The sequence below is a fragment of the Lacticaseibacillus sp. 30 genome (assembly GCF_053819265.1).
The window spans coordinates 24,221-42,795 of sequence record NZ_JBSOQX010000023.1; the positions used below are offsets into that span (position 1 = coordinate 24,221).

Consider the following 18,575-nt stretch of genomic DNA (forward strand, 5'->3'; position numbering starts at 1 on the left):
AGCAGTGACCTGTTGCTACATGATCCATGTGTATCAGGTTAAATGATAGAAATGAAGGCACTCCCATGACAACTTCACCAGTTTCACATCGCACGCAATTGGCTATTTTATCAGCAGGATTACTGACGTTTGTCGGTATTCTGGTTGAGACTTCCATGAACGTTACCTTTCCAACGCTTATCAAAACGCTGCATGTTTCATTGTCGACAGTGCAATGGCTCACATCAGGTTATTTGCTGATGGTTACCTTGGTCATGAGCACAACCGCTTTTTTATTGCGACGATTTGATACACGGCGCTTGTTTCGAACTGCCATTCTTTGCAGCCTGGCCGGAACCTTATTGTGTATCTGGGCACCGAGTTTTCCAATTTTGTTTGCTGGCCGTTTGTTGCAGGCCCTGGCAACTGGGGTCTCGACCCCGTTGATGTTTCATTTGATTCTGACCATGATCCCGCAAGTCCATCTTGGGATTTACGTGGGGATGGCCAGTGTTGTGACGTCACTGGCCCCTGCGCTTGGGCCAACTTATGGCGGTTTACTGACATATTATGCCTCATGGCGGATGATTTTTTGGCTGGTACTGCCAGTTATCCTGCTCGTCTGGTCCTTGGGCGAAGCCACGATTCGCGTTAAAGCGCAGACGACAACTGATCGTTTTGACTTTCTAGGTTTGCTGCTGCTTGGACTTGGCCTTTTCTCACTCATCGAAGTGCTGGATCAATTCACGGCATCTGGGCTGACTGCTGGCTTTTGGGGCTATGTCGCGGCTTTGGCTGTCGCCATTGCTGGGATGAGCTATCACCTAAAACATACAGCCACGCCGCTGCTTAACTTTTCGCTTTTCAAACAGGCTGGTATTCGAGCACGCGCCATTAACTTCTTTATTTTGCAATTCAGCAATATTGGCATTGCTTTCGTTATTCCAATTTTCGCCGAAAACGTCCTGCATACCAATGCTTCTGTGGCCGGACTGATTTTGCTGCCCGGTTCATTGATCGGCGCGGCGGTTTCACCCATTGGCGGCGCCTTGTATGATCGGTTCGGCGCACGCCACCTGCTCCTGACAAGTAATACCGCCATGTTCGTAGGCGCAATCTTGCTCGGCATCTTCACCCACCAGCTGAGCATCCCCTTGATTGTCGGCTTTTATATCATTTTCCGCATGGGCTTCAACCTCGGCTTCGGCAACACCATGTCAGACGCCAGCACCATGGTAACCGGCCCGACCAAAGCGGACATCAACGCCTTGTTCAACACCATTCAGCAATACGCCGGCTCACTAGGCACCGCCAGCTTATCAGCCATCATCACCTTGCAACACCGCCTCTCTCCGGTGGGTGCCGACGCGACAGGGAGTCAGATCGACTTCATCGTGCTCGCGGTACTTGCTGTGTTGACCTTTGTTGTGCAATGGCGGTTGCGGGCGGATCAGCAGTAAGCAGCGTCTAAAAGAGCGTCTAGGATGTTCGCGCCGTTATGATGCCATAAAGACCCTACTTGTAAGAAACTGTCTGACAATTTTTCATTCAGCGAAACAGAAAAGGTTCTTTGGTATGACGTCTTTTCATTCAAACAATTAGGAAACTACGGTTGGGTCGCAAGCGAATAATCTACAGTCTTAGTTCCCTTGTTAAAGAGTGAAAACCAAATAGCAACAGAAATTCCCGAGAAATCGGGAATTTTTTTGGTGCAAAACAAAAACTCGGGACACTGAAAGAATCTGTTCCGAGTATTTTTTGAAATGTTTGTTCGATCAAGTCTGGCAACATGCCAAGTCATGCGCCTAAATTGATCACTTGATCGTATGCCCCCTTCAACTGCGCATCAAGGTGATGACTCACCTCAATCAAGGTCATATCAGGGTCATTCAAAAATTGCTTGGTAACTTGTCTAGCAGTTTCTGCGTCTAACGCAGATGTGCCTTCGTCAACAAATGCAATTGGTTTTGGTGAGTAGAAAAATCTTGCTAATGCTAAGCGTTGTTTTTGACCGCCAGACAAATTTTGGCCGTTCTCTTCAATCATTTGATCTGATGACTTAACGAAATCTACCTTTGCCTTTAATAGTGCCTGTTGCAAACTGTCCCCAGATTTTTGCTTGTTTGCCCAAAGCGACGTGTTGTTCGCCACTGAATCATTGAATAAATAGACATTTTGATCAACGTATTGAGAAATTTTTGTTAATGCTGTCATTGTCATCGTCCGCAAATCTTGGTCGTCAATATAAACATGTCCAGTATAATCCGTGATTTGACCATCTAAAATTTTCAATAAGGTACTCTTCCCGACACCGCTTCGACCAACGATCGCATATTTTCCTCCTCGTTCAAATGTGAGGTTCAAGTGATCAAGTATCTTGCTCCCATTAATCGAATAGCTAAGATCAACCACCTTTAAAGCGTGCTGAAATGCTGGTTCTTGGGTGCTTTCGTGTGCCATTGCCGACTTAGAAGATCCTTGAATGACTTTATCAAATAATGGGTGCGTTGCTTTAATCTGCACGGCATCGTTGCTAAGGCTAGACAAAGAATTAAAAATACTAGCAGCAATACTGCCGGTTGAACTAATTGCCCCAAGTGGAATAGCACCAAGGATGGCCAAAATACTGGTCATAATATCGACCATGACCTGACAGAAGATACTCAAAGCTGCTATTGAATTAGAAATGCGAGCGTTGGTTTTAGTGTATGAAACTTTCACTTCCGCATATCTTTTGGCAGCCGTTTTTACCAGTTCTTGAAGTTTGCTTAATTTATTTGCATTTAATAAAACATCAAATCCGTTAAGAACATTGGTCACTTGATTCGAGAACGCCGCATTCCCGTTTGACATTTCTGTCGTCGCCACGGTCATTGGCTTACCTAGACGAGAAGGAATTTTCAGCATCAATATCGATAAGAAAAGAATCATTGGGATGAATAGTAAGTGATAAGCAGCAAGTGCTATGGTTGCGAAGACAACGGTAGTCCCATCAGACAGCAACGAGAATAAGTTCTTAATGGCGTTACTTTCAATGTTGCCAACATCATTAACATATTCAGAAAGATACTCTCCGGTTGTTTGTTTGTGATACTGTGCATAAGAACTTCCGACAATCATTCTCGAAATGGTATCACGCACATCAATCATAATCCGCTGCGTGAGTTTTTCTTGAAAAACCGCCTGAAAATAATTGCTAATCAAAAAAGTTCCCCAAACTGAAAGATTAATGGCGGACCACAGTAAGAGTGCCTTCATATCCCTCGAAAAAATGGCATTCGTTGTAAAAGTTAAGAGAACTGATGTGCCTGTGTACAAAAGGACGTTCACAATAATCCAAACAATGTTGATCCCTGTGCGGCCTCGCTGATGTCTTAAATATGTTTTCATGATTAAGCACTCCTCCGACCTTTATTGATACTTCATACGATAACCGCTAAACTGAGTTTCAATAGTTATGTTTCGAAAACGAAACGAGGAGATGCTCATCATCGAAAATTTTGGCGCAACATTTAAGTACTTGAGAGAGTCGCGAGGCATAAGCCTTAGCGCCTTAGCAGACGATGTTGTCTCAAAGGGTATGATTTCGAAATTTGAGAATGGCACATCAGACCTATCAACCAAAAGATTCTTTCATTTGCTTAAGGAAATCTATGTCACTCCCTTTGAATTTACAATCGTCATGAACCACTTTGAGCCTTTATATGATAACAAGTTATCAACCGAATTAACGCAACTTGCTCTAAGTAATAATGTTCAAGGACTTAATCACTTAGTCGACACCGAATATGCGCGTTGCCAAAACTCGCATTTGATTTTTGATCAGCTGAACTGGATTATGGCTGAATGTGTTCGCGCAGAGGTAGAAAAGAAACCCCTACCTAGCCATGTTCCCTTGAATGTACTAACGGATTATTTATTTCAGTGTGAGGACTGGGGAAACTTTGAACTCGTCCTCTACGGCAATACAATGACCCAGCTTCCCATTGAAACTATCACCGTATTTTCACAAACCCTATTAGACAAATGCGCTATTTACATTGGTCTACCCAATACTTACGAGACGTGTATGAATGTCTTGCTAAACACAGTTGCTCTGCTGATTCGGTACGGACAAATCCAGCATGCTTTAAAAACGCTAGCCGTTCTTGAGCAAAAAGATTTACCGGAATCTTTTCTATTAGAGCGCGTGCTATTGAATTACTATAAGGGAATATTGCTATTTAGGACGGGGAAAGAAGCTGAAGGCAGACAACTAGTTAGTGCTGCTTTGTCTGCTTTAAAGGCGGGAAACTGTGTGGACTTCGTTGACGCTTTAAAAAAAGATTTGCCAGAATTTGGCTTGTATCATATTTGAAACGAAAAGCCGGCCTCCCCGATTGCGTGAATAATAGCAGCGGCAATTACCCAATGGATTGCTTATAGGTCTCCGCTTGAAAAAAAGTTTTAGGAAAGAAAAAGAATCTGAGATTCCAAGTGTTTAGGAATTTCAGATTCTTTTGTTTTGTCTTGAAGCCAGCTTATCAATATACAAAAAATGACCAGCTAGGCATTCCCTTGAATCTGATACTGCTTCAAAAACTTTTTCTTCGAAACAACTCGATGATTCGTGACATCTAGATAATCACCTAGATACCCAAGCGCATACATGTTATAGCCAGCAAAACCGCCGCCGATCGTACCAACCGCGGCGGTTTTTAAGTTTGCACCGAGCGAAGGGTTCAGTCCACTCATTAAAATGCGCAGGTGATTGTCTAACCAACATAGATAGTTCTCTTCAAAAGCGGCTTTAACCCACGCCGGTCGTTCATTGGTTTGACTAATCTCCCAAACGTCAGCTGGACGGCCTTTATAGACAGCTTTCATAATATCCTCGCTTTCTAATCCTTCTCCATTTACAAGCAACTTTCTGAATAGCAAAGCAACCTTGTCATGGCGCTGCTATATAAAAAATATACAGATAGACGAAAACGCCACAAATCAGGACTGTTCTCCCAAGTCTCGTCAGCCATTGTCCCTTGGAAATCCGCATGACAGCGAGCGTTCTGGTTTGAATATGCTGATAAACGTATATCTCAAAATTGAAGCAAAAGAATAGCCACAATAAGCTGCCTGAAAGAAGCCCCCACCACGACCAGTTTGGTCCTAGGGAACTGACGAAAACACCGTAAGGCAGCGCCATCAGCGTGGCTTTTAATCCGCAATACAAATGATAAGGCATCCCCAGTTCTTGATTGACACGAAAGCCATTTCGATACCGCGTTCTCAAGATTGATTTGGCTGACATATAGTGCTCCATCTCGGCATTATGCAAAAAGTTGATTCTTCTTTTAAGTGTAATCGTGCACGGCAATTTTGTGTTCCTCAAAAAATAAACGTTGGGTTTTCGCCGATTAACGTCAATGAGCTGGCTTGTCGTTATTTTTGATCGCCGAAGTTTCAGCACCCACGATGCACAGAACTTAGCTGACCGTACACAAAAACGCCTGAAAACAGGATTGTTAAAAATCTACGTTTTCAGACGTCATTGATTAACTGAATCATTCCGCGAGCAAGAACACAGTCAGGTTAACTGAGGCTCGTTCGATTCATGACTTTGAAAATAATCAGGATAAGTGGTTAAAACTGATTTGACATCTTTACCAACTGCTAACAAGTGATCGGTGGCCATCTGACTTGCCAACCTTGTATCCTTTGCCTTAACTGCATCCACAATTGCCTGATGTTCTGCAATAATGTGATGCCAGTGCATGCCGTTTATTTCTAATTGTAGATAGCGATAACGAATAAACTGCAGATTCATTTGTTGTACCCACGTCCATACAAATTGTTTGTGATCTGCAATGTAAAAGAGTTCATGGAAATCATGATCTAATTTGAAAAAGTGCCCATAGTCTTGATTATGTTCATAGACACCCTGAAGAGCAATTTGCTGTTCTAATTCGTCAACTTGATCCGCTGTCATACGCTCAGCAGCGCTAGCAATAATAGTTTTTTCCAATTCGACTCTAGCAAATCGGCCTTGATTCATTTCATCCACATTAATTTTTGATACATAAGTGCCGCTTTGTGGAATGACATCAAATAAGCCCTCCCGACGCAGGCGAATAATTGCCTCCCGAATCGGGGTCACGCCGATATTTAACTGCGTGCTCAATTCATATTTATCGACCTTTTCCCCGGGAGTCAGCTGCATGCTGAGAATCATTTGCTTGATGGCAGTATAGGCCTCATCTTGATAATTCGAAATCTGCATGTACGTCACGCTTCCTTTTTTATCCATTTTATTGTATAACACTTTTATTTTTTTTAGAAAGATGTTGCTTCGCTCCCAAAATTATAGAGACTTCTAGCAAACATTGACAGCGCTTTTAGTAAACGCTATCATTTTCGTGGAGAGATGCTCTGTTATATCAGTTTTGGCTTTTAAAACTTGTTGAACACGCACAATGTGATGCTTGCGTTGCGTTCAGAATGACCTTTCAACTGGGATCAACTAAATAAGTACCTTATATACGATGTGGTCTCAGTTTAACAAGTTCATACAGCAGGATGCGAATTTTAGTATCAAGTATCTGTGCCTTAGATGAATTACGATCAGCATAGTCCATCCGCTTCTGCTTAATCGAACACATTTAAGGAGATATAAAAAAATGCAAAAATATGATTATCTCAATCGGTTAATCAAGACAAACTGTGTTGTTGTTGTTCGCGGCAACGATGCTGCCGAAGCAGTTAAAACGGTTGATGCTGTCATCGCTGGTGGCATTACTGGGATTGAATTGACCTTCACCGTACCTCATGCTGATCGTGTATTAGACCAACTCAGTGAAAAGTACGGTGATCGTGCAGATGTTCTCATCGGAGCCGGCACTGTGCTTGACCCGGCAACTGCCCGTCTGGCAATCATTGCTGGCGCCAAATTCATCGTCAGCCCCAGCTTCAACGCTGACGTTGCCAAAATCTGTAATCTCTATGCCATTCCATATACTCCAGGCTGCCTCACCCCAACCGAAATTCAAACCGCACTCGAAGCCGGCGTGGATCTCGTCAAAATCTTCCCCGGCAGCGTTGCTGGTCCGGCCATGATCAAAGCACTCCACGGCCCATTCCCACAACTAGCCGTCATGCCAACCGGCGGTGTATCACTGAATAACCTCGAAACTTGGTTTGATGCTGGCGTGACCCTAGTCGGCGCCGGCAACAACCTCACCGCAGCTGCCAAGACCGGTGACTATGCCGGTGTCACAGCAACAGCAAAGAAGTATCGGGCAAAGCTTGATGCGATTATGGTTAGCAAGTAAGCTCTGCACATGAACTTAAAAAACTTGTTTGAACGAAAAAACACGACTTATCAAGGCAACTTTTGATAGCCGTGTTTTTTTGTTTGATTTATTATTTTATTAAAAAAGTTTCAATTAAGACACTCTAAGTGCTCATAAGCCTTATCCCAGCGCAATTTTTGATATACCGCTTTCTAGAGAAAGTAATCCATTATCTAGTGTATCTTTCGTTAATAAAGCGCTACCGACTTTGTTTTTAAATGTAATCCAGACTAAAAAGGCCTAGACAAATTAATGACTTTAGTCGTATTCTAATGAAAGTCCAGCGCGGTTTAAAATACTATTTGATGGGATATGATTTATTTTATGAATAGATATTTCGGAAAAATTATCAATATAAGAAAAGTGAAAAGGTTTCTGCTGCCTTTCTTTATTGCTTTCGGATGGTTCATGCTTACGGCATTCCCAATACTTGCTATCCTTTTGTTTGATAGAAAGTTTAACTTCAATTCAACATCTGGCAATTTATTAACGCTTTGGACCAGTCTATTTGGTATTATTCTGCTCGTCATTCGCTACAAAGGCGATCCTTACTACTTACCATTCGCAAAGAAACGAATGCTTCACCGCTATGCCAAAGGATTCTTATTTGGCCTTCTTCTCTTTGCAATAAACTGGCTATTTATTTTTGGCCTACAAGGCTTTCACGTCCGTTTAGCCTTTTCTTTCTCCGGCATACCTATTCTAGGACTGTTTTTAGTCGGCTTCATTTTCCAATCCATGTTTGAGGAGTTAGTCTGCCGCGGCTACATCATGGGTTACTGGTTAAAGCGGCAAAAGTTGTTAACCGCTTGTCTGGCGAATACGATCTTTTTCACCCTAATGAACGGCTTCAATTCTGAGTTTAGTGTTTCAGCTTTCTTGGGCATTTTTCTTTTCGGCATGCTCTTGTCAGAAATCCGATTAATTACCGGCAACATTTGGTTCTGTGGCGCCTTCCACGCCGCTTGGAACTTCGCGGAAAGCAGGTTGTTTGGTGTGACTGTCCCCGGATTATCTGATTCAGGCATGATCTTGAAGTCAACGAATACCGGTTTGAGCCCATTCATTACTGGCGGCACTTTTGGCGTCGAAGCCAGTTGGCTAACTATCGGGTTATACTTGGCCCTAAGCTTCTGGGTTCTAAGTCTGTTACAGAAACAGAAGGGGAAGTTATACGGTACGACTATCGCCGGTTTTTAAATTCGGCTGTTAAGTTTGATCATCACCAGAAAACAGGCACCGCTATCAAGAACTCTTTCAGTTCGTGATGACGCTGCCTGTTTATTTGTGATGACTGACAACGCCATTCAACTTAAGTGCATCATCTGCCGCTACCCAGCACTAGCACGACGGTACGTCAGACACAAACTTATTTTGTGCCATCCCCTCCATATTAAAAGGAGCAGTACGTTGTTCTAGCGTGAGTTGATACTGGTGGTCTCGCATCTGATCTCTACTGAAGAGACTGCGAGTTGATTCGTGGTAAAATCGTGCCCATAAGATTATTTCGACTTATCGCTAGATGGCTATATGGAGCGATTCATCATGACAAATATTGAAAAATATGGTTAATCATATTGTTGATCGTTACATTTGTTGTGCCTATTTTCGGGCTGATCCCTGCCGTTTATCTTTTCACGAAAAGGCGTTCAACCTTGGATTTCATCGCGCTTAATGGATGGATACCCGGTGCAATCGTTCTGCAGATTTTCTATCTCATTTCCGTCATTGTCATAGGCTGGATTGTTTCTCTACATTAAAAATCGCTAAAAGACCACGCAAACACTCAGTCATACGATTGATTCTAGCGTCTTCCATGTGTGCCTACCAAGCAATGATCTTGTATTTAATTGCTGACACTCAGCTATTGCGATCATAAAAAGCACCCGCCCCAAAAAACTAAATTGATCCTTGCCTATGTCAATTTGACGAGTATACCGATTCCATCTTCATGCTTAAAATTGCTTTTAGGTGGGAGATTATCCAGAAAGCCCAATTGTTGACCTAATCAATTATCCCAGCTTATAATAAAATTGGTTGTAGGCTCACTGCAACGTCTCAAATTGTGCATCTCTGCATTTGTCGTGCTTAACCAAAAACGAGGCGATTTGAATGAATGAAAAAGGGACTGCCTTGTTCAAGAAGCGCTATCAACATGTCCTCAGATTTCAAACGTTCTGGATCGGTTTCTATGTAATTTTCATGCCCTATCTACTCCCTAAAAGATCGCCTGTTCTAGAGATGATATGGGTTTTTGTCATCCCGTTCTCTCTCATCACTTACCTCATCTACGAATATTTTAGACTTAAAGCTGCCAAGGTAGGGTCGCTCGTCTTTTTGATCGCGCTACTTGGCATGCTAGTACTCGTATGTTTGCAGATTCTAAGGGTGATTTCATTGTAAACGGTTTGATAAACGGCTTGCGTCATGACATGTCCGCCCCAATCGACAAGAACAGTGTATCCTTTTTCCTTTGGATATACTGTTCTTTATTTTATGAACAGTAAAAAGACCGCAAAATTGTGATTAGCAAACACAATCGGGCGATCTTACCCTAGCGCACCAGACTAGCGATTTTTAGTCAACGTTAAAACGCTTGAAGGACTTATAGCCTATTGCCTTCGTCTTATCGTTCCAGTCCTACGCCCAGCCCAGCAGCCGCAAAATTGCCATCGAAGCAACGCCTGCGACCACAACGGCGAAGAGGCTCTTCGTGATAATGGCAACCGCAATGGCCGGAAGTGATGCCAATAGGTTCGACCAGTTGACGCCTGGCCACTGACCAGGATGAATCACCAGCAGGCTTTCAACAAAGATGGCCGAAAGAATCGCCACCGGCACAAAACTGAGAAAATGGAGCAGCCATTTGGGGATCGTCATCCGTTTGACCAAGACAATCGGCACGACCCGCAACAGCCAAGTCGCCAAACCGCAACTCAGGATTGCCGCAAAGGTTTCAGGATTCTGCATGGCGTTCCACCCCCCATTCCAAACAAACAACCGATCACTGTCGCCACGATAATCGCTGTCGTCCCTGGCAAATACCGCACCAACACCACCATCGCCGCGGCCACCACCCCAGCGACGCTCAGATGCCGCAAAAAAGGCTTGGACCGATCCGTGATCATTTGTAAATATAACAGCCCGATAAACATGGCAACAACGGCGAAATCCAACCCAAAACTGTCTGGATTAGGAATCAGCCCACCAATCAACGCGCCTAGTAAACTGGCCACAAACCAAACTAAATAAGCACCAACGTTCACACTATGAAACCACGGGGCATTTAAATGATGATCGGTGTAATTGAGTTTGTTCATCGACAACGCAAAACTTTCATCGGTTAACAAGGTTCCAATCAGCACATTCTGCGTCATTGATTCGTCTTTTAAGTACGGCGCCACCGTCATTGACATCAAACTCATCCGCGCATTGATCAACACCGTCGAAATAACCATTGCCCCAATCGGACTACCTGTCGCCAACATGCTCACCAACACAAATTGAGCTGATCCCGCATACACGATCAGGGACATCAACCCGATCATGAGCAGGGATAAATGCCCGGTTTTCGCGACAATCCCGTAAGCCATCCCAACCGTAATATACCCAAACACCGTTGGCATAACATCGTGAATGCCACTTCGAATCGTCAGCTCATCATTCATCTTGGTCCCTCCGTCATTAGTATATTAATGTTAGTGTACTATTTACTAAGCGGGTTGCAACTGAAATCTAATGAGAATGAAAGTTTGATCAAGCTCATAAAACCAAATATTTGGGTCTCAATTTGAATTAGACCCAAATATTTGGTAAAATTAAGCAAATATTCGGGTGGAATATTCATTTAGACCCAATAATTTGGTTGGGAGGACTATTATGGCTAGTAACTTACATCAGAATGACTTGATCTCATTCTTAACCAATAGACCACCTGCTTCTACTAAAGAACTTTTGACCTTTTATCGCCAATTCACCCCCGATTTACCCGTGAACACATTGCGATGGCGTATCTATGAGCTGAAACGGCAAGGGATCATCTACAGTCCCAAGATAGGTCTCTATACACTCAATGACAAGAAAACATTTGCACCATTGCCTGATGAAAGGATGTTGAATGTAGCCAATCTTTTACAGAGTAAGTTTCCTTATGTGGACTTTAGCATGTATCCTACCGAATGGATTGGAAAGTTATCCAATCACGTCTATCAATCAAACAATCTAATTATCGAAATTGATGCAGATGTGTTAAGCGCTGCCTTTCACTTTTTGAAAGAACAGTTTCCTGATACTTTTGTTTCCCCAAGCCAAAAATTGTATGACTATTATATTCAACCCTCAAAAGAGAATATCATTGTGAATAGGTTGTACGTAGATTCACCTCTGAATAGAATTAACAAAAGCTTTTATATTCCTAAGATAGAAAAATTAATTGTTGATTTATTGGCGAACAATCCAATTGTTTTTCCAGTCGATCCAGCAGAAGTCCAAGTAATTATTACGACTGCACTCACCACTTACAACATTAATTATTCAACACTTACCCGATATGCAAAAAAGCGGAATCAATATCACAGGCTAAAAGAAATAATGTCTATTATAGGAGAAATAAGATGATTCAGGAATCTAGTTTTACTACGAACTGGTACACCTCCTTGGAAAAAAATTATCGAAACTTAGACCACAATCTTTTAGATAAAGTAACCCACGCTTTATACTTGCTGGAGAACATCACAGATACTCACCTAAAATTTGTTTTCAAAGGCGGAACCTGTTTACTTCTTTTACTGAGAGAAATCAAACGATTCTCCATTGATATCGACATCATTATTACTAACGAAATTTCAAAGGATGATCTATCCAGTACGTTTCAAACAATTATTGACCAATCTCTTTTCACCCATTTTGAAGAACAATTACGATATCGATCAGGGATTCCAAAAGCTCACTTTAAATTTTTCTATCCATCACCATTAGATGGTACAGAATCCTATGTACTACTTGACGTTTTATTTGAGAAATCCCCATACAATCGCTTAATAGAGTTATCGATTGATGGTCCATTTATCGAAACTTTACCGCCAAATAACACTGTTCTTGTCCCTGACGTTGAAAGCGTTCTGGGTGATAAACTAACCGCATTTGCCCCAAACACTAGTGGAATTCCTTATAGTAAAGGAAAAGAAATGGAGATCATCAAACAGTTATTTGATATTGAAAGTTTATTTGATCAGGCAAATGACTTAGCTGAAATTAAATCCGCTTTCAATAAATGCGCTGCACAAGAACTTACTTATCGTGGGTTACACGCTCTGGATTCTGCTGATGTTTTGGAAGATATTCTAAAAACAGCTTGTATAATTGGGGGACGAGGTAGTAGCGCCAAGGAAACGTTCTTAAAATTGGAAGACGGCATCCGCAGAATCAAATCTCACATCATTGATCGAAACTACATCGTAGAAGAAGCTGTGGTCAGTGCTTCTAAAGCCGCGTATTTAGCCTGCTTGTTAAAATTCAATCAAACGACTATTGACCATTATAATTCTTCTGAACAATTGCCCGAACTAACTGGTACGCCACTATTTAAAAAAATGGCAAAAATCAAAAAATTTAGTCCAGAGGCATATTACTACTTTGTCAAAGCTCAAGAACTTAGTAAATGAAGATATAAATGCCTCGTCAATTTTAGTTTCAAGAAAAAGAATTAGACAGCTCGGCAAAAATCAAACACCATCCTCTAGAACGGGGGTTCGAATGCTTCTGTTGAAGGTAAATATACGCTAACATTAGAAACTTACATTCATCAAAATTTGATTCCAAAGAATGACTATAACCCCGTTTATCAACCCATTTCCGAACCGAATCCTGTCTTCGTGGTTGATCTCGAAAAAGTTGCAACTTATACCGTCCTCGGACTTTTGACCATTGCGTCAATCTATGCTCTTGTTCAATCCGGTGGCATGGCAACCCCCTGGAATAACAGCCCTCTTCTCACTGCTTTCAAAGGGATTGTTCAGCACTGCGTCTCCAGAATAATCACAAACCAATTACCATTAGCTTATTGAGATCAGACCAATGTCGCATCATTGGCCTGATTTTTTAGTAAAAGAGAACTGCAGCAGCATAGATGTGTAATTGAAATGTGCCTTACACTTTTATAGCAAACTATGCTCTCAAGTAAGAAATCAAAAATATTAATGCAGTGCCAAAGTCTCGAAAAATTAAAATTAGCGCTTTCGCTACAAAGGTATGTTCCGGCAACCCGCTATTCATTTTTCTTCTTATCTGTTGTGTATAATAGGATGCACCAAAGTTAAAAAAGCAAAAAAGAAGAAGAAAATTGTATCAATTAGGTAGATAACTGGAGCACTTGAAAAATTGGTCGTTATCGCACCTAATGAGAATACAACGATGAAAAAGTACCAAACAATAACAATGTTGTAAAAATGATTAAAGAGATGGTTTGACTCATTTGTGGTAAATCTTTGCATTTGCTTCCTAGTTTCTAAATAACTTTCACTTGTATATTTTCCTTCTCGCAGCAAGGCACTTTTTTGTTTTTTCCCTACTAATTGAAACAATTGCAGACGATAGTAGCCAGATAAAAACCATTCCAATGAAGGGCATATAGACATCCATATATTGTAATTCCTTTCTCCAGCCGTTTTCTATACATGAGCTAAAGACACGGTGGCATCCCGTTGCCATTCGGCCTATTCACAATTAAATATTGGGTACATTAAACAAAAGAGCTTCTATTTTGTTGAGTGATACTTTAGATGCCTCTTAATCTCATACTGACATCACGTAATACTTGCTTAACGGTATACTAAAACTTCAAAAAATCCATATGGTACTTATCACAATTCACGCTTAATTAAGTTATGTTACGCAATCTTATCGGTACCAAACATTTCACAAAAGAAATGTGTTCGTATTTTCTTGAATTAAGTTATCTAAGATAATGCCCAAAATCAATCTCAGAAAGGATTCCTCATGTTGCGTCTACTAGTCATATAGTCATATTAGTCATCTTGGCAGTCTTCTTTGTGCCAGCACGAATCATTCGAGTCGAAGATGAGAAAGCCATTTCCTTTCAGCAGGAAAGACTTTCGCAGATGACTCGAGAACAAATCTACCATGCGCGTGTTTTTTATAAGAAAACAATTTACGCACGGCATCTGCTACTCAGAATATTGCGAATTATTTCGCACATCTTCTTGATCATAACGGCGATACTTTTTGTCGGTGCACTAAGTATTCAGTTTGGACTGCTTTTCAATCTCGTTCCCGTTGGCATGACTCGCCTCTGGGCCTTAAGCCAATCTGATGGCTCGCGGAATTTGCTGCTGATTTTGGCAAGCATTGTGGGGTCCTTTGGTGTCATGACGTGGTGGTATCAATATTCCCGCTTACTGGCGCTCATTGAAGATGACAGCCATCGACCCGAAGACTTACTATGGACTTCGCCAACCATCTTGCAGCGACAAAAAGAATGCTACTTGTTTATGCTAGTTATGTTCCTGATGGTGGTGTATGGTTTCACCTTCCTAGCCGTCACCAACGGCATCCCAAGTTCAGTAACGCCGTATTATTTACCCAAGATTTTCTTTTAATCGACTGGTTTACAGTCATCAGCACGAAAATCACGGTAAGTTTAAATTCGATCAACCATGTACTAAAAGAAGGTTCCGCAGACAATCAAGTCAGTTGCGGAGCCTTTTTTGTGCAAAACGTTTATAGCTTTATTTGCATCCCAAGGAACGATTATTGAGGAAAATAGGCATATCATTTCGCTTCGCTAGGCTTCACCTTAAAGTTATGTACCAACCGCGGCCAAACATGCTCGTCTGCCCATGCAATGATGATGCCGTTGCCGAGAAATGAGAACAATGTCGCGATATTGATGCCTAAGAGCTTACCTGTCGCGATCCACGCAACTACGATCACGATGATTGGGGGGATAAAATCAGTAATCTGGGAAGCAGTGGCGTTGCCTTTAAAATAGAGAAATCGCAGGATATTGGTGGTGTCATCGTTTGGATGCATGATGATGTTGGCGCGTTGATAGAGTGAAATCGCCACACAAAAACAGAAGACCCCGAAGCAGGAGACGAAAATGCGCGCCACCATTGGCCAGTTGCCAAGTCCAAGCCATGTGAATAGCCAAGTAAAGACATTGACAAAATAGCTGAAGAACAGTGTATAAATTACTTCGCCAATCAACCGCGGCCAATCCCAGCGCCGAATTAACAACAGATTCGATAGCGCGTTCAGCACCCCAAAGGTAAACAGTACCGCGCCAATATTCCACCCTTGCCAGTCATTCAAGTTAATGGCGGCCGCCGTCCATAAGCCACTACCCATAGCCCCAACAATACAAAGGCCATTTCCGGCAGCGTTCAGAACTAAGCCAACCATCAAACCGATCCAGCGTTCCGTTTTCGTATTTTTAATGCGATGACCTTCTTTCTGTCAATATACTTGTCAAAAGCATATTGCCTATTATAAACGCCCAGCCCCGCTGATGAAAATCCGTCAGTAGGACTGAGCGTTTATTTTTTTGACATACTGCTTCTTTTACCGGTCGCACCTGCGCTAAGTTCGCAGTCCGATTAAAGCTCCCCGCCTTTTTCAAAGCTTGGTGTCATTTTCTCCGCGCGGATGCAAACCAGCTGGTGTAAGAGGTATTGTAGGTCATTCGTGATCGTCGCTGCCGTTTCGGCGTTCAACGCATCATGCCACGCTGGCAGATCTTCTGGTTTGACATCGGCAAAAGCCGCATCCCCTTTGGCCACAGCGGCACGGCCGGCAGCGAAACCAAACTTGCGACTTTCAGATACGGCGAACTCGGCATCCCAGTCATGTTCCGCAAACAACGGATCAGCCACCATAGCGATTAGCTTGTTGAGCCAATAGAAGCTATCGGTTGAACTTTTATCAATCGGCGTGTACTGGAAATTCTCCGGTGTCGTCGTGCAATTGGCGAAAAATGGTACCGGGCTGTTGAAAATATTAACGCCTTCCGCAAGCCAGTGAATGGCAGCATGACTCTTCGGCATATTTGGCCGAATTTGTAGAATATGCATTTCTTGATTGCGATTCATGCCAATCGGACGATAGCGCCGCCGCGTCTCAGGCGTGCCGGTCTGCCCGTAAGGATCAAAGTCGGTGGCTTGGTAATGACTGCTCAATACCATCGCTACATCTTCGACTGAAATCAAGTGACTCGGGACACGACTAAACGGCATCGTTCGGCTTTCAGGATCTTGATCAATTTCAGGATTCAGCATTTTCTGGGCATACCAAACCCGCGGCGTATTGTAATAATGATCGGCCTGCGTATCTTCACCGAAAATGTCTCGAAAATTGAACCCTTCCTTTGCCTTATTCAAATGATACTTAGCTGCAAAGTCTTTGAGATCAGCACTGTACTTGTAATGTTCCGGTGCCTGAAAATCAATCTCCTGAATACCAGTTTGATTCGGAGCCAGCACATAACGATCATCAGGAATCCGTTCCGCCGCCCAGTGATGGCCGCCAACTGTTTCAAAATACCAGATTTCGTTAGCATCAGAAAAGGCGATCCCATTACTTTCGCAGGTACCATACTTGGTGACCAACTCGCCCAGGCGTTCGACACCTTCGCGAGCGTTGTGAATATAAGGCAATACCACCGTCAACATGGCCTCTTCACCAATACCGTCCGGCTCAAGCGGGTCCAATCCCAGCATTGTGGTGTTTGTGAACTCAGTTTCAGTTGCACTCATCGCCACATTCTCGCTGTTGATACCAGCTTCACCCCAAGTCCCATGACTTTGATCAGCAACCGGCGTGCAAGTATACTGCAACGGTGTTTGCGGTAAATCCAACTGAAACCCATTGAATGTCGATACGTATCGTTGCGGCTGATCAGCCGGCTGCACAACAATGAAACGCTTCGGATTAATCCCACCGCTAGCATCCTCATTTCGCGCAATCATCGTCGATCCATCAACCGACGCCTTCTTACCAACAAGCAACGCTGTACAACTCAAGTGATTCACAAACTGATCCATAGCCACGCTTCCTTTCAGATGACTTTATGATAGCACTGGTGCAGCACCGATTATTAATAAGTTAGTTAGACGATGTGGGCAAATAGCTAAACTAAGGTGCTACAGACAGCATTTAAAACTTCTCATCTTTGGGAATTGTTCTCAAAATCGATCACTGGCTTCTAAGACATATGTTAACCAAGTATTTTCTCCCAAAAATTGAAGCGTTTGCTTCAAAGCTGTCAGATCTTTTTGACTTTGTTCACCTTTGCGGCATTTATGGAGGGTCTCAAAAATCTTAACAACCAAGCTTGCCTTTGTATTAGCATATATCTTTGCCACTTTCTTAAGCTCTTTCATAAAAATAGCAAAGTTTTCCATGCAGTTACGATCAAACGACAACTGGGTACCATTGATTAAAAACTTAAGCAAATCGGTCGAATAGTTTGAACTGTCTACAAACTGACGCATATAGACAATAGCTTCTCGGTATTGAAACCGAATATACTCGTCACTAAACAAAAAGAGACAATTAGCAAATAACGTCAGCTCAAACCGTCCCCATGTGTATATTGATTCCAAATATCGCTCAATATTAAGCCTGATCAGATATACTTCTGAGCCTTCAGCGCCATCACTCATGGTACTAAGCGAAGAGGTTTTGAAATGCTTCTTTATCAGATAGTACTGCGCATACAGACTATAGAAGAAAAAGTCATGTGTTTCTAAGTATTGAAATTTTAGGTCAGCCACGAGTTCAGGATCAAAATTCTTCTTGAAAGAACGTGAAACACGGGTTGCAAACTCCCTTTTTGAATCAACTTTGCCACCATTATAAAGAAATTCATATTCTTCCAAGGTGATATTCATACGTTGGCAGTATTGAAACAAATTTTGAAAGGAACTATTCGATTTTCGGATTTCAAGAGAAGACAAGGTGTTTCTACTTGTAATACCGTCCGATAACGCTTCCTGTGACAAGTTTCTTTCAAGACGCAACTTTTTTATTAATTCACCATGAGTCAGACTCGTCATCTCCTTTAAGTAAAAGCACTGTAAACTTTTGACGCAATACTTGTCAAATATCATTTTTTTAATTCGATTGAATATACTTTATTGTATCGAACCCGCCAGCCACTGCTTAGGAGACGAAAGGTGTAAATTCCAATGTTATTAGTCCTAGGAATTCTTTACCTCGGCGTTATCTTTTTCCCAACCACGAAAATTTTTAAAC

General features: G+C 42.3%; 17 protein-coding genes and 1 pseudogene. 8 read left to right on the forward strand and 10 right to left on the reverse strand.

Going from position 1 to position 18,575, the window contains the following annotated elements; translation table 11 throughout:
* Positions 1 to 65: 65 nt before the first annotated feature.
* The gene (locus ACWPAB_RS12790; RefSeq protein WP_003582874.1) at positions 66 to 1,439 is read left to right on the forward strand and encodes an MFS transporter; all 1,374 of its coding nucleotides are present in this window, start codon (positions 66 to 68) and stop codon (positions 1,437 to 1,439) included.
* Positions 1,440 to 1,776: 337 nt separating this feature from the next.
* On the opposite strand, the gene ACWPAB_RS12795 is transcribed toward ACWPAB_RS12790, so the two are convergent.
* Positions 1,777 to 3,369 (reverse strand): ATP-binding cassette domain-containing protein, encoded by a 1,593-nt coding sequence (locus ACWPAB_RS12795; protein WP_016368241.1) that lies wholly within the window; start codon positions 3,367 to 3,369, stop codon positions 1,777 to 1,779.
* A 91-nt stretch (positions 3,370 to 3,460) separates the two neighbouring features.
* Between ACWPAB_RS12795 and ACWPAB_RS12800 the strand changes: the two genes are divergently transcribed.
* Positions 3,461 to 4,336, forward strand: a complete 876-nt coding sequence (locus ACWPAB_RS12800) for an Rgg/GadR/MutR family transcriptional regulator (protein ID WP_016368242.1) — start codon at positions 3,461 to 3,463, stop codon at positions 4,334 to 4,336.
* 188 nt (positions 4,337 to 4,524) lie between these two features.
* On the opposite strand, the gene ACWPAB_RS12805 is transcribed toward ACWPAB_RS12800, so the two are convergent.
* The 3 genes from ACWPAB_RS12805 to ACWPAB_RS12815 all read right to left on the reverse strand — a co-directional run bounded on the left by ACWPAB_RS12805 (position 4,525) and on the right by ACWPAB_RS12815 (position 6,235).
* Entirely contained in the window at positions 4,525 to 4,845 is a 321-nt protein-coding gene (locus ACWPAB_RS12805; RefSeq protein WP_003572918.1) for a hypothetical protein, read from the reverse strand.
* 64 nt (positions 4,846 to 4,909) lie between these two features.
* The gene (locus ACWPAB_RS12810; protein ID WP_003582860.1) at positions 4,910 to 5,266 is read right to left on the reverse strand and encodes a hypothetical protein; all 357 of its coding nucleotides are present in this window, start codon (positions 5,264 to 5,266) and stop codon (positions 4,910 to 4,912) included.
* 276 nt (positions 5,267 to 5,542) lie between these two features.
* Complete coding sequence (locus tag ACWPAB_RS12815) at positions 5,543 to 6,235, reverse strand: GntR family transcriptional regulator (protein WP_003582859.1); 693 nt, start codon at positions 6,233 to 6,235, stop codon at positions 5,543 to 5,545.
* A 397-nt stretch (positions 6,236 to 6,632) separates the two neighbouring features.
* Here ACWPAB_RS12815 and ACWPAB_RS12820 point away from each other — a divergent pair, with 397 nt between their 5' ends.
* The 3 genes from ACWPAB_RS12820 to ACWPAB_RS12830 all read left to right on the forward strand — a co-directional run bounded on the left by ACWPAB_RS12820 (position 6,633) and on the right by ACWPAB_RS12830 (position 9,707).
* Positions 6,633 to 7,283 (forward strand): bifunctional 4-hydroxy-2-oxoglutarate aldolase/2-dehydro-3-deoxy-phosphogluconate aldolase, encoded by a 651-nt coding sequence (locus tag ACWPAB_RS12820; protein WP_003562571.1) that lies wholly within the window; start codon positions 6,633 to 6,635, stop codon positions 7,281 to 7,283.
* A gap of 345 nt (positions 7,284 to 7,628) precedes the next feature.
* A complete protein-coding gene (locus ACWPAB_RS12825) occupies positions 7,629 to 8,504 on the forward strand; it encodes a CPBP family intramembrane glutamic endopeptidase (RefSeq protein WP_003562562.1) in 876 nt (291 codons plus the stop codon).
* Positions 8,505 to 9,416: 912 nt separating this feature from the next.
* Positions 9,417 to 9,707, forward strand: a complete 291-nt coding sequence (locus ACWPAB_RS12830; RefSeq protein WP_011673952.1) for a hypothetical protein — start codon at positions 9,417 to 9,419, stop codon at positions 9,705 to 9,707.
* Positions 9,708 to 9,944: 237 nt separating this feature from the next.
* On the opposite strand, the gene ACWPAB_RS12835 is transcribed toward ACWPAB_RS12830, so the two are convergent.
* Positions 9,945 to 10,274, reverse strand: a complete 330-nt coding sequence (locus ACWPAB_RS12835) for an AzlD domain-containing protein (RefSeq protein WP_003577245.1) — start codon at positions 10,272 to 10,274, stop codon at positions 9,945 to 9,947.
* Positions 10,241 to 10,972 (reverse strand): AzlC family ABC transporter permease, encoded by a 732-nt coding sequence (locus tag ACWPAB_RS12840; protein WP_016381997.1) that lies wholly within the window; start codon positions 10,970 to 10,972, stop codon positions 10,241 to 10,243. The genes ACWPAB_RS12835 and ACWPAB_RS12840 overlap by 34 nt, the downstream gene beginning before the upstream one ends.
* 211 nt (positions 10,973 to 11,183) lie before the next feature.
* Between ACWPAB_RS12840 and ACWPAB_RS12845 the strand changes: the two genes are divergently transcribed.
* Both ACWPAB_RS12845 and ACWPAB_RS12850 read left to right on the forward strand, forming a co-directional pair.
* A complete protein-coding gene (locus tag ACWPAB_RS12845; protein WP_003582854.1) occupies positions 11,184 to 11,921 on the forward strand; it encodes a DUF6577 family protein in 738 nt (245 codons plus the stop codon).
* Positions 11,918 to 12,967, forward strand: a complete 1,050-nt coding sequence (locus tag ACWPAB_RS12850) for a nucleotidyl transferase AbiEii/AbiGii toxin family protein (protein WP_016368245.1) — start codon at positions 11,918 to 11,920, stop codon at positions 12,965 to 12,967. Before ACWPAB_RS12845 ends, ACWPAB_RS12850 begins: the two co-directional genes overlap by 4 nt.
* Before the next feature lie 502 nt (positions 12,968 to 13,469).
* Here the strand turns inward: ACWPAB_RS12850 and ACWPAB_RS12855 are convergent.
* Positions 13,470 to 13,943, reverse strand: a pseudogene (locus tag ACWPAB_RS12855) (hypothetical protein).
* Positions 13,944 to 14,320: 377 nt separating this feature from the next.
* On the opposite strand from ACWPAB_RS12855, the gene ACWPAB_RS12860 reads away from it, so the two are divergent.
* Complete coding sequence (locus ACWPAB_RS12860; RefSeq protein ID WP_032764510.1) at positions 14,321 to 14,920, forward strand: hypothetical protein; 600 nt, start codon at positions 14,321 to 14,323, stop codon at positions 14,918 to 14,920.
* Between the two features lie 172 nt (positions 14,921 to 15,092).
* Here the strand turns inward: ACWPAB_RS12860 and ACWPAB_RS12865 are convergent, their stop codons facing one another.
* The 3 genes from ACWPAB_RS12865 to ACWPAB_RS12875 all read right to left on the reverse strand — a co-directional run bounded on the left by ACWPAB_RS12865 (position 15,093) and on the right by ACWPAB_RS12875 (position 18,376).
* On the reverse strand, positions 15,093 to 15,725 hold the full coding sequence (locus ACWPAB_RS12865) for a membrane protein (RefSeq protein WP_003584100.1): 633 nt from the start codon (positions 15,723 to 15,725) through the stop codon (positions 15,093 to 15,095).
* Between the two features lie 194 nt (positions 15,726 to 15,919).
* Positions 15,920 to 17,362: a C69 family dipeptidase gene (locus ACWPAB_RS12870; protein ID WP_003584098.1), complete on the reverse strand. Its 1,443-nt coding sequence runs from the start codon at positions 17,360 to 17,362 to the stop codon at positions 15,920 to 15,922.
* A 141-nt stretch (positions 17,363 to 17,503) separates the two neighbouring features.
* Positions 17,504 to 18,376: an Rgg/GadR/MutR family transcriptional regulator gene (locus ACWPAB_RS12875; RefSeq protein WP_016381999.1), complete on the reverse strand. Its 873-nt coding sequence runs from the start codon at positions 18,374 to 18,376 to the stop codon at positions 17,504 to 17,506.
* Positions 18,377 to 18,575: the final 199 nt, after the last annotated feature.